This window comes from Staphylococcus equorum, assembly GCF_001747895.1.
Lineage (GTDB): Bacteria > Bacillota > Bacilli > Staphylococcales > Staphylococcaceae > Staphylococcus > Staphylococcus equorum_A.
On sequence record NZ_LNNB01000031.1, the window covers coordinates 15,338 to 29,269 of the forward strand.

General features: G+C 33.5%; 13 protein-coding genes. 6 read left to right on the top strand and 7 right to left on the bottom strand.

Annotation, left to right across the window (positions count from 1 at the left end):
• Positions 1 to 12: 12 nt before the first annotated feature.
• The 3 genes from rbsD to rbsR form a co-directional block, all read right to left on the bottom strand.
• Complete coding sequence (gene rbsD, locus AST02_RS12740) at positions 13 to 417, bottom strand: D-ribose pyranase (RefSeq protein WP_069818082.1); 405 nt, start codon at positions 415 to 417, stop codon at positions 13 to 15.
• A gap of 23 nt (positions 418 to 440) precedes the next feature.
• Entirely contained in the window at positions 441 to 1,322 is an 882-nt protein-coding gene (gene rbsU, locus AST02_RS12745) for a ribose/proton symporter RbsU (RefSeq protein WP_069818083.1), read from the bottom strand.
• A gap of 215 nt (positions 1,323 to 1,537) precedes the next feature.
• On the bottom strand, positions 1,538 to 2,533 hold the full coding sequence (gene rbsR / locus AST02_RS12750) for a ribose utilization transcriptional repressor RbsR (protein ID WP_069818084.1): 996 nt from the start codon (positions 2,531 to 2,533) through the stop codon (positions 1,538 to 1,540).
• 1,484 nt (positions 2,534 to 4,017) lie between these two features.
• On the opposite strand from rbsR, the gene AST02_RS12755 reads away from it, so the two are divergent.
• The 5 genes from AST02_RS12755 (at position 4,018) to AST02_RS12775 (ending at position 10,451) form a co-directional block, all read left to right on the top strand.
• Positions 4,018 to 5,097, top strand: coding sequence for a GntR family transcriptional regulator (locus AST02_RS12755; protein WP_069818085.1), 1,080 nt, complete (start codon positions 4,018 to 4,020; stop codon positions 5,095 to 5,097).
• A gap of 142 nt (positions 5,098 to 5,239) precedes the next feature.
• Entirely contained in the window at positions 5,240 to 6,838 is a 1,599-nt protein-coding gene (locus tag AST02_RS12760) for a xylulokinase (RefSeq protein WP_081333365.1), read from the top strand.
• 1 nt (position 6,839) lies between these two features.
• Positions 6,840 to 7,535: an L-ribulose-5-phosphate 4-epimerase gene (locus AST02_RS12765; protein WP_069818087.1), complete on the top strand. Its 696-nt coding sequence runs from the start codon at positions 6,840 to 6,842 to the stop codon at positions 7,533 to 7,535.
• Between the two features lie 12 nt (positions 7,536 to 7,547).
• Entirely contained in the window at positions 7,548 to 8,969 is a 1,422-nt protein-coding gene (araA, locus tag AST02_RS12770) for an L-arabinose isomerase (protein ID WP_069818088.1), read from the top strand.
• A 72-nt stretch (positions 8,970 to 9,041) separates the two neighbouring features.
• The gene (locus AST02_RS12775; protein WP_069818089.1) at positions 9,042 to 10,451 is read left to right on the top strand and encodes a sugar porter family MFS transporter; all 1,410 of its coding nucleotides are present in this window, start codon (positions 9,042 to 9,044) and stop codon (positions 10,449 to 10,451) included.
• Between the two features lie 152 nt (positions 10,452 to 10,603).
• Here the strand turns inward: AST02_RS12775 and AST02_RS12780 are convergent, their stop codons facing one another.
• The 4 genes from AST02_RS12780 to cstR form a co-directional block, all read right to left on the bottom strand.
• Complete coding sequence (locus tag AST02_RS12780) at positions 10,604 to 10,735, bottom strand: beta-class phenol-soluble modulin (protein WP_002506432.1); 132 nt, start codon at positions 10,733 to 10,735, stop codon at positions 10,604 to 10,606.
• 320 nt (positions 10,736 to 11,055) lie between these two features.
• Complete coding sequence (locus AST02_RS12785; RefSeq protein ID WP_069818090.1) at positions 11,056 to 11,664, bottom strand: class I SAM-dependent methyltransferase; 609 nt, start codon at positions 11,662 to 11,664, stop codon at positions 11,056 to 11,058.
• 23 nt (positions 11,665 to 11,687) lie between these two features.
• Positions 11,688 to 12,443: a sulfite exporter TauE/SafE family protein gene (locus tag AST02_RS12790; RefSeq protein ID WP_069818091.1), complete on the bottom strand. Its 756-nt coding sequence runs from the start codon at positions 12,441 to 12,443 to the stop codon at positions 11,688 to 11,690.
• The gene (gene cstR, locus AST02_RS12795; RefSeq protein WP_002506435.1) at positions 12,443 to 12,703 is read right to left on the bottom strand and encodes a persulfide-sensing transcriptional repressor CstR; all 261 of its coding nucleotides are present in this window, start codon (positions 12,701 to 12,703) and stop codon (positions 12,443 to 12,445) included. Before cstR ends, AST02_RS12790 begins: the two co-directional genes overlap by 1 nt.
• A gap of 138 nt (positions 12,704 to 12,841) precedes the next feature.
• Between cstR and AST02_RS12800 the strand changes: the two genes are divergently transcribed.
• Positions 12,842 to 13,903: a DsrE/DsrF/DrsH-like family protein gene (locus AST02_RS12800; RefSeq protein ID WP_069818092.1), complete on the top strand. Its 1,062-nt coding sequence runs from the start codon at positions 12,842 to 12,844 to the stop codon at positions 13,901 to 13,903.
• The last annotated feature ends 29 nt before the right edge of the window (positions 13,904 to 13,932 follow it).

The following is a 13,932-nucleotide window of genomic DNA, read 5'->3' on the forward strand; positions in this document are numbered from 1 at the left end:
CTCCTTTTTTCTTTAAAATGTCACGTTAGATTCAAGTGCAATATTTGAAAATGGTGTCGTTTCCCCTGTACGAACATTAGCTTTTGTTAGTGAATGATTTAAATTTTGTTTCATTTCTTCGTGTGGAATAAATGAAATTTCTACATTGTCACCAATTAATGATTTGATTTGTTTAAGTTGGTCAGCGTTTTGCGTTTTAATTTCTTCTGCAAGAAATATTTTTTGAACTTCAACTTCTGATAACACGTTCTCTAAAACATCGATAAAGCGTGGTAAATCTTTAGTAATCGCCAAATCAATACGACGTTCGTCATTTGGAATCGGCATACCCGCATCATTAATTGTTATTAAATCAAAATGCCCCAATGTTGCAATTGCATGTGATACATGACTATTTAATACCTTTGTTTTTTTCATAATTAAATCTCCCATCTTATACTTTATTTAATAAATACTGTAACTGCTGCTGCTATTAATATGATCACAAGTCCAATAATAGTAACGATAAGTTCTTTTGATGTTTTTCTCTGATTCAAGAAATAAATACCTGTTAACGTCGCTAACACTACTGATGTTTGTGACAGTATAAATCCTGTCGCTAATCCATTCATATCTGACTGAGCAGAAATTAAGTATGTTAATGCACCAAATGCAAAGAATAATCCTGAAATAATTTGTTTCCAGCTGACTTTCTCTAAGAAAGCATTGCCTTGTTTCATATTCATAAATGCATAAATGACTGCAGCAAGCACCATACCCATTGCTTGTGGTAAGAATGCTTCCATGCCACTGATATTAGTTGCTTGAGGTGCTGCAGAGTAGGCCCAATAACCTATTTCACCTATAAGTAGTAAAATAACTGCATTTCTTAATTTCTTATTATGCTGTTGTCCTGATTTTTCACTCCAAACTGTCATATATGCACCAATGAGTACAACAAGTAGGGCAGCGAATCCGATAATTTTATTTGTTACTCCTGGCCAATCACCTAATGCGAAAACGCCCCACAGAGATGCACCTAAAAGTTGAAATGCGGTTGTGATTGGCATAGCTCTAGAAGAACCGACTAGACCAAATGCTTTAAAAGTAATAATTTGTCCAAAGCCCCAACCAACACCTGAGATCAATGAAAATATAAGATTCATTCCTGTTGGGAAATCGATACCTTGAATGAATGCGAAACATAATGCGAAAATCAACGTTCCTACTGTTGCACCAAATATTTGGTTAACTGGTCGACCACCAAATTTAGATGCGATGGTAGGGAATAGCCCCCAACCTAGTAATGGTCCAAGTCCAATTAAAATTGCTATAATATCCATAAGACACCTCTATATATATTTATGTAGTGATAATTTTTAGGTAAAACGATTTAGTAAAACGTTTTACTACGTCATAGTAACATCAATTTATATTTTTGTACACGCTTTCATTCATGCAAAAAAATATAAGACCTAAATGATAAACTGAAAATTGATTACTGCTAACTCGAATTAAGCATCAATGACATATCATTTGGTCTTATATTATGTGTGTTTTATTTTTTAAAATATTGCGTTGTTTCTCTAATAATTAACTCATTATGTAAAGCAACATTATGTAAAGTTGCATCATTTTGTATTAGCTTATGCGTGATTAAAGATAATGCTGACTCGCCTATTTCTTTAATCGGTTGTGCAACTGTTGTAAGGGAAGGAACAAGATACTTTGCAATATCTATATCATCAAACCCAATTACTGAAATATCGTGTGGCACGCGAACCCCTTTATCAGCGAGACCACGCATAATACCAATAGCCATCTCATCATTCGTTGCAAAAATAGCACTGGATTTGGATTTTATAATCTCATCGATGACTGCAAATCCACCTTCTTTATTTAAAGGGGTTTCGATAATTATAGGCGATGGTATCTCATGCATTTCACAATATTTGATGAAACCATCTGTTCTTGCTTTCATATTACTCGTTAAATTATAAGGTTGAATGATTGAAATGTGCGTGTGGCCGTAATCAATAAGATGTGCGGCTGCAAGTTCACCACCATTGCGTTCATTTGTTTTTACGATATCTGTAAATCCATGGTCATCACTTTGATCTAGTACGATATAGGGAATATTATGATTTAATAAATATTGATTTAAACGAGACGGGTTCTTAATCATCTGCGCAATAATCAGACCATCCATGCCTCGTTCGACAAGATGCATAATACCTTCTTCGATTTTATCTTCCTTTGTGGTTAAGAAGAATAGATCGACATCATCTGGTTTATGATCATCCATAGTTTGCATCATCGTGGAAAAGAATGGATTAGTTAAATTTGGTAATAGCACACCGATTAATTTTGTATTGCTACCACGTAATTGTTGCGCATTTTTATTAGGGAAGTAGCCTAATCGCTCTTTAGCAGCAATGACTTTGTTTACTGTTTCCTCTGAAAAACGGTTACTTTTTTTATTTAAAATTTGCGAGACCGTAGTCAAAGACACGTCTGCTGCTTTAGCTACATCTTTGATAGAAACTTTTTTCATCCAAGTTCACTCCTTATACAATCTATCCATTTAATATAATAAGTAATATTTTTATTAATTATAGCGTACCATGTACAAAGTAAAATGTATCAATTTCTTATTAATAAAATGAAAACGTTTTATATTTTGAGAGGAATTTTTCAAAAAGTGAAGAAAAGATAGGAGTGAGGCAGAGCGTGTAGTAAAATATTTTTACAGACAAGTTGGAATAAAGGTGGCTAATCTCATTGAAAATGGGGTGATGCCTATGGTTTTGGTCTCTACTTCAAGAAAGGATAGAAAATGACTGATTATGAAATCATAATGGTTGTGTTAACAATCATTGGACTCATATTAGTTTGTAATAGCCAAAAAAAATAACGTTCCAACTTTAGGCAGATAAATGTTGGGACGTTGTTTTCACTTTGTCTAGCCACCGTCTTTTTAACGGGTCTGTGAGGGAGGTATGTTAGCGCATATCTCCTTCTTAATTTTAATATAACAACGGTTAATTCATAAGTCAAAAGATTTTATTATATTTTTAAAAGCTTACATAGAGACGTTTTAAGACTTCATTAGAATGATTCATATAGGGATAGTTAAATTTTTCAAAAAGTGAAGAAAAGATAGGAGTGAAGCAGTTCATGTAGTAAAATATTTTTACAGACAAGTTGGAATAAAGGTGGCTAATCTCATAAAAAATGGGGTGATGCCTATGATTTTGGTCTCTCCTCCTAGAAAGGATAGAAGATGACTGATTATGAAATCATAATGGTTGTGTTAACAATCATTGGACTCATATTAGTTTGTAATAGCCAAAAAAAATAACCTTCCAACTTTGGACAAGTTAAGGTTATTTTAACCAAAAGCCACCGTCTTTTTAACGGGTCTGTGAGGGAGGTATGTTCACGCATATCTCCTTCTTAATTTTAATATAACAACAGTTAATTCATAAGTCAAAAGATTTTATTATATATTTTAATTCCTACATGGAGGCTTTTGTAGAGGGACTAGAGCCTTTAAAACGCTATTTTATTTTTACTCATAAAAAGGGGGTAAATGACTGACTATGAAATCATAAAGGTTGTGTTAACAATCATTGGACTCATATTAGTTTGTAATAGCCAAAAAAAATAACGTTCCAACTTTAGGCTAATAAATGTTGGAACATTATTTTGACATTAATTAAAAAGCCACCGTATTTTAACGGGTCTGTGAGTGAGGTATGTTCACGCATATCTCCTTCTTAATTTTAATATAACAACAGTTAATTCATAAGTCAAAAGATTTTAGTGAGTGACGTTTCAATGGTGTTACAGTAGTTTTTAAAGAGAGAATGTAGTATAAAATACGACGTTTAAATAAGTACGTAAATGCTTAAGATTATGTGATGAATTTAGCGTTGAAATTCAATTTTTCTTAAAATTTGATTCATTGAATAAATATGACGTATGCTATAATATGCGGTATTAAGACAAATTGGTGAGACTAGGAGATTTTCGATTATGAATAAGCCAAAATATCAAATTGTAGCGGACGAAATTAAAGAAAAAATAATTAACAAAAGCTATCAAGTTGGAATGCTCTTACCTACAGAAAAGCAATTTCAGGATAGATATAATTTAAGTCGCTATACAATCAGACAAGCAATGGATTTATTAGTCAAAGAAGGATACATTAAAAAGAAAAAAGGTTCTGGATCATATGTGAGTTACAATTACTTAAATACAAATCAGAACAATGAAACTAAAAAAATAGGCGTAATCGTGACTTACTTATCGGATTATATTTTCCCGAGTATTATTCGAGGCATTGAGAATGTATTAAAAAAACATGGCTATTCTTTAATATTAGCAAGTACGAATAATAATCATGAGGAAGAACGTAAATGTTTAGAGATGATGCTGAATCAAGGTGTGACGGGACTTATTATAGAACCTACTAAGAGTAATGTCTATAACCCGAACTTGTCCTATTATTCATTATTCAAACAGCGAGATATTCCGATTTTAATGATTAATGCTAAGTATGATGAGTTGAATTTACCTTATATCGCAATCGATGATGTGAAATCTGGCTATTTAGCAACAAAATATTTAATAGATCAAGGACATGAAAATATTGCTTTAATCACAAAAATAGACGATAACCAAGGTAAATTAAGAATGAAGGGTTATTTTAATGCTTTTGAAAGTAATCATATTCTTTTTAAAGGTGAACATATTTATACATTCGATACCGAAAGTAAGCCACAAGTCATCGAACAAATTGTTCAGCATGTTTGTGATAAAAAGATTAATATCACTGGCTTAGTTTGTTATAACGATGAAATTGCTTACGAGGTTATCCAAAGATTGAAACAGCGAAACGTGCAGATACCAAGCGATTTATCTGTGGTTGGCGAAGATAACTCAGTACTAAGTAAATTGAGTGAGATGGATTTGACTACAACGTCACATCCCCAAGAATTACTTGGTAGAAAAGCAGCAGAATGGATGATTAACGCGATAGATACAGAAAAAAACCAAACGTCACAACTTATCGATACATATATTATCGAACGTAATTCTGTAAAAAAAATATAAAAGCAGGCTCAAATCAATCACGCTATTGGTTTGAGTCTTTTTATTCCTAGAAACATGTACGGACACAAAATAATAAATGTTGACATGTACGGACAAATATTATAAAGTATACTTGAAAACGGTTTCAATAGGAGTGTTGGAAATGGATGGTTTGAAGAAAGCATTAAGTAGTGAAGATATATCGATTGGTATTGAACTTGGTTCTACAAGAATTAAAACCGTAGCAATTGATCAGCATTTGAATACAGTAGCATCTGGACATTTTGAATGGGAAAACCAATTCGTAGATGGATATTGGACATATTCAATTAATGATATCTGGGTCGGTTTACAGAAAAGTTATAATGCAATGACAACAGAAATGAAAGAAAAACATAATTTAACATTAAAACAAGTGAAGTCGATTGGTATCAGCGGTATGATGCATGGTTATCTAGCGTTTGATCATAATGAAGATTTACTTGTACCATTTAGAACTTGGAGAAATGGTAATACAGCAAAGGCAGCTACGTTACTTAGCGAAGCGTTTCAATTTAATATTCCAGAACGTTGGAGTATTGCGCATGTATATCAAGCCATATTAGATAAAGAAGCCCATGTGAATCAAATTGAATATTTAACAACGTTAGCTGGATATGTACATTGGTACTTAACTGGTGAAAAAGTTGTCGGTATTGGCGAGGCTTCAGGCATGTTCCCAATAGATGTTAACAACAAAACGTATAGGTCAGATTTATTAAATAAAGCCAATGACTTATTTGAAAGTAAAGGATTTGCAAAGTCAGTAGAAACTATATTACCTGAAATTAAATTGGCAGGTGAAAATGGTGGTCGTCTTACAAGTGATGGTGCAACATTATTAGATCCTTCAGGAAATCTTGAAGCTGGTAGCGTGATGTGCCCTCCAGAAGGTGATGCTGGTACTGGTATGGTAGCAACGAATACAGTAGCGCAGAATACAGGTAATATATCAGCCGGTACTAGTGCGTTTGCAATGGTTGTATTATCTGATGCATTAAAAGGTATGTACCCGGAAATTGATGTAGTAACAACGCCCGATGGTAGTGAAGTAGCAATGATTCACACCAATAACTGTACTTCTGATATTAATGATTGGATGAACATATTTGGCGAAGTATTAAGTGTCGTGGGTGTTGATTTTTCATCAGATGAGTTGTACGGACAAATATTCGAGCGTTCATTGGAAAGTGATGACAACATTGGTGGCTTACTTTCATACAACTATGTTTCAGGCGAAAACATCACAGACGTAGAGACAGGTTATCCATTATTTGTACGTGAACCAAACTATAATTTCAATTTAGCTAATTTTATGAAAATGCATTTATATAGTGCGTTCAGTACTTTAAAAATTGGAATGGATTTATTGAAAAATAATGAATCGATTAACATAGATAAATTAATAGCACATGGCGGTATTTTTAAAACGAAAGGTGTCGCACAGCAAGTATTATCATCAGCACTTGAAAATAAAATTACCGTAATGGATACGGCAAGTGAAGGTGGCGCGTGGGGTGTCAGTGTTTTAGCTTACTATAGCGCACAAGAATCTCAAAAACCTTTAGCTACATTTTTAAATGAAGTTGTATTTTTAAACACAGAAGAAGTAACTGTGGAACCAGCAGAACAAGAAGTGATTAACTTTAATAACTATGTAGAAAAAGTTAAAAAAGGTTTACCTATAGAACAATCGATAGTTAAGTATTTAGGAGGCAAATAACATGTTAGAAGCGTTAAAAGCTGAAGTTTATAAAGCAAATTTAGAGTTGCCAAACCGAGGATTGATTAAATATACATGGGGTAACGTGAGTGCCTTTGATGCAGAATCACAATTATTTGTTATAAAGCCGAGTGGCGTAGATTACGATGTCATGAAACCAGAAGATATGGTGGTTTGTAATTTAGATTGTGAAGTGGTTGAAGGAGATTTAAAACCTTCTTCAGACATGCCAACGCATGCTGTCCTTTATAAAGAATTTGGTGATATTGGCAGTGTCGTACATACGCATTCACCATGGGCAACAACGTGGGCGCAATCAGGATTAAACGTGCCAGCTATGGGAACAACACATGCTGATACATTCTACGGCGAAATTCCGTGTGCTAGATTTTTAACGACTGAAGAAATCAATAAAGATTATGAGTATGAAACAGGCAATGTCATTGTTGAAACATTTAAAGAAAAAAATATTAACCCACATGAAGTACCTGCAGTATTATTGCATGGTCATGCACCATTTATTTGGGGAGATAATTGCGAAAAAGCTGTGATGAACGCAGTAGTGTTAGAAGAAGTATGTAAGATGAATATCTTCACAAGACAATTAAATCCATTCGCTGAAACATTACCTAAAGCAGTACTTGATAAACACTTTGAAAGAAAACACGGCGCTAATGCCTATTACGGACAAAACTAAGGAGGAAATAAAATGGCTACAACAAAAAAATTCTGGTTTGTGATTGGATCACAAGAACTCTATGGTGATGATGCACTCGCACAAGTTAAACAAAATGCACAAAATATTACGGACGAATTAAACGCGCAGGCACAATTACCGTTTGAAATTGAATTACAAACGAAATTAGCAATTTCTGCAGATGTTATTACAGATATTATGAAAGAAGCGAATTATCGTGATGATATTTTAGGCGTTATTACATGGATGCATACATTTTCACCAGCGAAAATGTGGATTAGAGGTACTAAATTATTACAAAAACCATTGTTACATTTAGCAACTCAATACAACAATGATATTTCATGGGAAAACATTGATATGGATTATATGAATTTACATCAATCAGCGCATGGAGATAGAGAATACGGTTATATTAACCGCCGTCTTAATAAGAAAAATGAAATCATTTTTGGACATTGGAAAGATGAAAGTGTACAAAAACAATTAAGCGAATGGATGGTTGTAGCCAATGCTTATAATGAAAGCTTTAACTTAAAAGTTGCAAGATTTGGTGACAACATGCGTAATGTAGCTGTTACTGAAGGGGATAAAATCGAAGCACAAATCCAATACGGTTGGACTGTAGATTATTTTGGTATAGGTGATTTAGTAGAATATGTGAATCAAGTAACAGATTCTGAAGTAGATCAATTATTTAAATCATATGAAGATTTATATGACTTTGATTACAGAGCGTACAGTGAAGACGCATTTAATGCTTCTGTTAAAGAACAAATCAAATATGAAATTGCGATTAAACGCTTTTTAGATGACGGTGGATATACTGCTTTTACTTCTAACTTTGAAGATTTACATGGCATGAAACAATTACCAGGTTTAGCAGTACAAAGACTTAACGAACAAGGTTACGGCTTTGCAGGTGAAGGCGATTGGAAGACTGCTGCTTTAGACCGCTTACTTAAAATTGCTGCAGAAAATGAAGCAACAGGGTTCATGGAAGATTACACGTACGACTTAAGAAGTCATCAATCACATATTCTAGGTGCACATATGTTGGAAGTTGATCCAACACTAGCAAATACGAAACCTAAAATCGTTGTAAATCCCCTAGGTATAGGTGGTAAAGAAGATCCAGCAAGATTAGTATTCGATGGAAAAGCAGGCGACGGCGTAGTTGTCACAATGATGGATCTTGGTACACACTTCAAGTTTATTGTGAATGAAATTACTGCTAAACAATTAGATGAACCTGCACCTAACTTACCAGTAGCTAGAGTGTTATGGGATGTTAAACCATCATTAGAACAAGGCGTGAAACGTTGGATTGAAGAAGGCGGCGGTCATCACACAGTACTGTCACTTAAATTGAATACATCGCAAATAGAAATATTATTAAACATGTTTGATTCAGAATATACATTAATAAATTAAATTACAGTAGATTTGTCGTTAATCAAATGACGTAATGTAAGGCATATTTTGTTTTAAAAAAGGGTGAATGGGATGAAAATAAACAGTAAAGTTTCGAATCGCTTTATCTATTTCTTCGGCGCTTTTGGTGGGATACTTTTTGGTTATGACATAGGTGTTATGACCGGAGCGTTACCATTTTTAAGAGAAGACTGGAATATTAATAGTGGATTTATAATTGGCTTAATTACTTCGTCAGTAATGCTAGGCGCAATATTTGGTGGTATTTTAGCAGGTAAATTATCTGATACGCTTGGTAGAAGGAAAATGATTTTAATTTCTGCAATTATTTTCGTAATTGGTTCTGTTTTGTCAGGTATCGCACCACATGATGGTAGTTATTTCTTAATTATATCAAGGGTAATTCTGGGGTTAGCAGTTGGTGCTGCATCAGCATTAGTACCAGCTTACATGTCAGAAATGGCTCCTGCCAAGTACCGTGGCCAATTGTCTGGTATGAACCAAACAATGATTGTATCTGGGATGTTGTTATCATACATCGTAGACTATTTCTTAAGAGGTTTACCTGTTGAAATGGGTTGGAGATTAATGTTAGGAGCAGCAGCAGTTCCGGCAATCATTTTATTCTGGGGCGTATTAAAATTACCAGAGTCTCCAAGATTTTTAATTAAAAATAATAAATTTAAAGAAGCTAAAATGGTTTTAAGCAACCTTAGAAATAACCAAAATGTAGATAAAGAATTTGAAGAAATAAACAAGACAATTCAAATAGAAAGTAAGAATAAAGTAAACCAATCATTAGCAACATTATTTAGTGGCAAATATAAATATTTAGTTATCGCTGGATTGGGTGTAGCTGCGTTCCAACAATTCCAAGGGGCAAATGCAATATTCTATTATATTCCATTAATTGTTGAACAAGCTACTGGTAGCTCAGCAAGTACAGCTTTAATGTGGCCAATTATTCAAGGTGTAATTTTAGTATTAGGATCATTACTCTTCATTTGGATAGCGGATAAATTTAACAGAAGAACATTGCTTATGTTAGGTGGTACTGTGATGGGATTATCCTTCATATTACCGGCAATCATCCATTTGTTCTTACCAAATGCGAATCCGATACTCATCGTGGTATTTTTAAGTATCTATGTAGCATTCTATTCATTTACATGGGCACCATTAACATGGGTGATCGTAGGAGAAATCTTCCCGTTAGCAATTAGAGGATTTGCTTCTGGTGCTGCATCTTCATTAAATTGGATTGGTTCTTTCTTAGTTGGATTACTATTCCCAATTATGACAGTGTATTTCCCTCAACAAATCGTATTTGCGATATTCGGCATTATTTGTATACTCGGTGTACTATTTGTGAAAAAATTCGTTCCAGAATCTAGAGGACGCACACTAGAAGAAATCGAAGCAATCGGTGCTACACATGCGTCAAACAATGAAAAAGCACAAGCACAAACTGAAAAAGTATAGTTAAAATATTACTTTGAGGCTGAGACATATGTTTATGTCTCAGCCTTTTTTTATTTTCAAAAACTACAAATGTTTAGAAGTTAAATTTAAGACCCTCTCTAAAAATATCACACGTGATTTTAGAGAAGGTCCTTTTTGTGAGGAAAATGACTTTATTTTAAGAAACCTAAAACAAAGTCTACACCGCTAGCTAATGCACTTGCAATGCTTGTACCCATAGTTACCCAATCATGAGCGATACCTGCTTGGATGGCATTATTTAGTGCTTCTATGATTGCTGACATATAAAACACCCCTTTCCAAGTATTTAAAATTAAAACAAAGTTTTAATTTATCAACTACAATATAAAATATTTCACTGTTAATTTGCGCGAAATTGCCTAACTAGAGGATTTTTATGCCTAAGTGTAATATTACTTATTTTATTGGATTTGTAAGAATTAGGTATTTCCTTTGGTTTTTATAATTTTTTATTGAACAGCATTTTAAATAGCCGAGGAATATAGAGGGGGATTTAAGTGATTTAAACCCTTCTATACAATTTAGATACTGCTGTGAACTGCATAGAAGGGTTATTAATAGAATTTGGTGATTTATTGATGAATTATAATTTTTCAATATGACCTTGTATTACAGAAGCCAGACCTGTATGTTTTGTCCCTTCGTAGCGGTATGTTTCACGCTTTTTTAGCATATGAATTTTAATAGTGTGTTGAGATAAGTAATGCTTAATTTCGTCTATTTCATAAAGCATTGACTTATCTTTAGGACCGCCTGTACGATATTCTAGTTGTTCTATTGAGTAAAATTCAAAATAACTGTGACCGTTTTTGACTAATGATTGAATAAGATTATTAAACATAGCTTGTTTGCCCTCGGCAGGGACATGACCAAAAATATTAATACTATAATCAAATGTTGATTGAGTTGTTAGGTCAGGTTGTGTGATGTCACCATAATTTGCTTTTATATTAACACCGGTCTCTTGTGCTAGCTTATATTGTTTATCGATACCTACTTTAGACATATCATATGTTGTGACATCGTAACCAAGTTGTGCAAGATAGATCGCGTTTCGGCCTTCACCTTCTGCGAATAATACTATATTTTCATTGTTTGTAGTGTTAGTTTGAAAAATATTTTTCACAAACTCGTTTGCTTCCTCGCCATAGATATAATTGTCTGAGTCGAATTTTTCATCCCAATGATTCATTATAAGCCTCCTTTTAAATTAAGTTAGATTATCAGTTGCATAATTGCGATAATAATTAAAATACTCACAATCCATTTTTGTACAAAGCTTGGCACTTTATTGCCTACTTTTAAACCTAATGGCGCAAAAAGAATGCTCCCAATAATTAAAAATAGTGCATCTGTCATAGGTATATAACCTTGCATAAACTTTATAACGAAAGCTCCTATTGAAGACATAAAAGCAATGACAATACTATTAGCGACAACAGTATTCATTGGTAATTTAAATACTACGAGTAGTATAGGAATAATAATAAAGGCGCCACCTGCACCGACTATACCTGAAATAATACCGATTATAACTCCAATACTTATGAGTAAAGGACCGTTAAATTGAGAAGTTTGTGAAGAAGACTTCACTTTAATAAACATCAGTATTAGCGCTAGTACAGCGATTATAATATATATAGCGTTTATAAATGCAGCATTAAATAAATTTGCTAGGAGCGCACCAAAAATACTTCCTACAATCATACCCCCACCCATATAAATTACAAGTTGTAGAGAAAATTGAGGTTTTTTTCTGGCTTTTATTGAACCACTCAATGTACTAAAGAAAACCTGACTTGAAGTAAGGCCTGATGCGATATATGCACTATATGCAGGGGCACCAAATAATGGTGGTAATAATAGGATAGCTGGGTAAATAATAATTGCGCCTCCAATACCTACGAACCCAGAGATAAATCCCCCAAATATTCCAATAAACAACATAATAGTTATTGTGAGAATATCCATTATTTACTTTTCACTAATAATTCAATGGCTTCGTTAATTAATTCTTGTGAATCTTCATTATTTTCATCTGCTTCTCTTACACACTCAATTAAATTTTCACTAATAATGACACCCATTAATCGTTGGATAGAACTTTTAGATGCACTAAGTTGAGTAATGACATCTTTACAATGCTTTTCGTCTTCCATCATTTTAATGACGCCATTTAACTGACCTTGCACTCGTTTTATACGGTTAACCATTTTTTTATCGTAATCCATACTTTTCCCTCCATATTAAAAACTAATTACCTACATACTAAGTGAATAAATTAGAAGTGTCAAATAGGGTAGGGGGTATTTGACAATAGTGTATACAGACTTTATGATACCCCTGTAGGTATTTTTAGGAGGATGAATATGAAAAAATATAACAAAAAACATATCAATGATTTAAGTGAATCAGAATTAGCAAGATTAGCTTCTGGGGGCCAACTGATTGATGTTAGAACAGAAGAAGAATATGAATTAGGACATATCAACGATTCCATACTACATCCTGTAGATAACATTGAAACATTTAATCACGATAAAAATAAAACTTACTATATACACTGTAAAAGTGGAAATCGCAGTGCTAAAGTGAGCGAATATTTATCTGAGCAAGGCTATGATGTAGTTAATTTAGAAGGTGGTTATCAAGCTTATGTACAGAACAATGTGAGTGAAGGTGACGCAGTAGTAGAAAGAGATATTAAGTCAGACCGTAAACAATTTAATTACAGTAATCTTCAATGTCCAGGACCTATAGTTAATATCAGTAAAGAATTAAAGAATATTCAAGAAGGTGACCAAATTGAGGTTATTGTTACAGATCCAGGCTTCTCTAGTGATATTAAAAGTTGGGTGAAACAAACAGGTCATACCTTGGTTAATTTAAATGAGGATGGGCATGAGGTTAAAGCTATTATCCAAAAAGAACAACCCAAAACTATGGAAGTTAGGCATACAACTAAAGGCACTACAATTGTATTGTTTAGTGGAGAGTTAGATAAAGCAGTTGCAGCGATGATTATCGCTAATGGTGCTAAAGCTGCTGGCAGAGATGTTACTATCTTCTTTACTTTCTGGGGACTTAATGCCTTGAAAAAGGAAAAAACTTCAAAAGTGCGTAAACAAGGTATTGCGAAAATGTTTGATTTGATGTTGCCAAAGTCTCCTTTAAAAATGCCACTTTCTAAAATGAACATGTTTGGATTGGGTAATGTGATGATGCGTTATGTAATGAAAAAGAAAAATGTTGATTCACTACCATCACTTATCACCCAAGCGATAGATCAAGATATCAAACTGATTGCATGTACGATGAGTATGGATGTTATGGGCATTAAAAAAGAAGAGTTGAGAGATGAAGTTGCATATGGCGGCGTAGGTACGTATATCGGCGACACTGAAAACGCGAGTCATAATTTATTTATTTAGTAAGAGTGTAACGTTTAAAAAGGAGGATT

What these genes read in the sequence shown, in the direction of transcription:
- rbsD (WP_069818082.1), bottom strand. Translation starts at nt 417, where the DNA reads ATGAAAAAAACAAAGGTATTAAATAGTCATGTATCACATGCAATTGCA.
- rbsU (WP_069818083.1), bottom strand. Translation starts at nt 1,322, where the DNA reads ATGGATATTATAGCAATTTTAATTGGACTTGGACCATTACTAGGTTGG.
- rbsR (WP_069818084.1), bottom strand. Translation starts at nt 2,533, where the DNA reads ATGAAAAAAGTTTCTATCAAAGATGTAGCTAAAGCAGCAGACGTGTCT.
- AST02_RS12755 (WP_069818085.1), top strand. Translation starts at nt 4,018, where the DNA reads ATGAATAAGCCAAAATATCAAATTGTAGCGGACGAAATTAAAGAAAAA.
- AST02_RS12760 (WP_081333365.1), top strand. Translation starts at nt 5,240, where the DNA reads ATGGATGGTTTGAAGAAAGCATTAAGTAGTGAAGATATATCGATTGGT.
- AST02_RS12765 (WP_069818087.1), top strand. Translation starts at nt 6,840, where the DNA reads ATGTTAGAAGCGTTAAAAGCTGAAGTTTATAAAGCAAATTTAGAGTTG.
- araA (WP_069818088.1), top strand. Translation starts at nt 7,548, where the DNA reads ATGGCTACAACAAAAAAATTCTGGTTTGTGATTGGATCACAAGAACTC.
- AST02_RS12775 (WP_069818089.1), top strand. Translation starts at nt 9,042, where the DNA reads ATGAAAATAAACAGTAAAGTTTCGAATCGCTTTATCTATTTCTTCGGC.
- AST02_RS12780 (WP_002506432.1), bottom strand. Translation starts at nt 10,735, where the DNA reads ATGTCAGCAATCATAGAAGCACTAAATAATGCCATCCAAGCAGGTATC.
- AST02_RS12785 (WP_069818090.1), bottom strand. Translation starts at nt 11,664, where the DNA reads ATGAATCATTGGGATGAAAAATTCGACTCAGACAATTATATCTATGGC.
- AST02_RS12790 (WP_069818091.1), bottom strand. Translation starts at nt 12,443, where the DNA reads ATGGATATTCTCACAATAACTATTATGTTGTTTATTGGAATATTTGGG.
- cstR (WP_002506435.1), bottom strand. Translation starts at nt 12,703, where the DNA reads ATGGATTACGATAAAAAAATGGTTAACCGTATAAAACGAGTGCAAGGT.
- AST02_RS12800 (WP_069818092.1), top strand. Translation starts at nt 12,842, where the DNA reads ATGAAAAAATATAACAAAAAACATATCAATGATTTAAGTGAATCAGAA.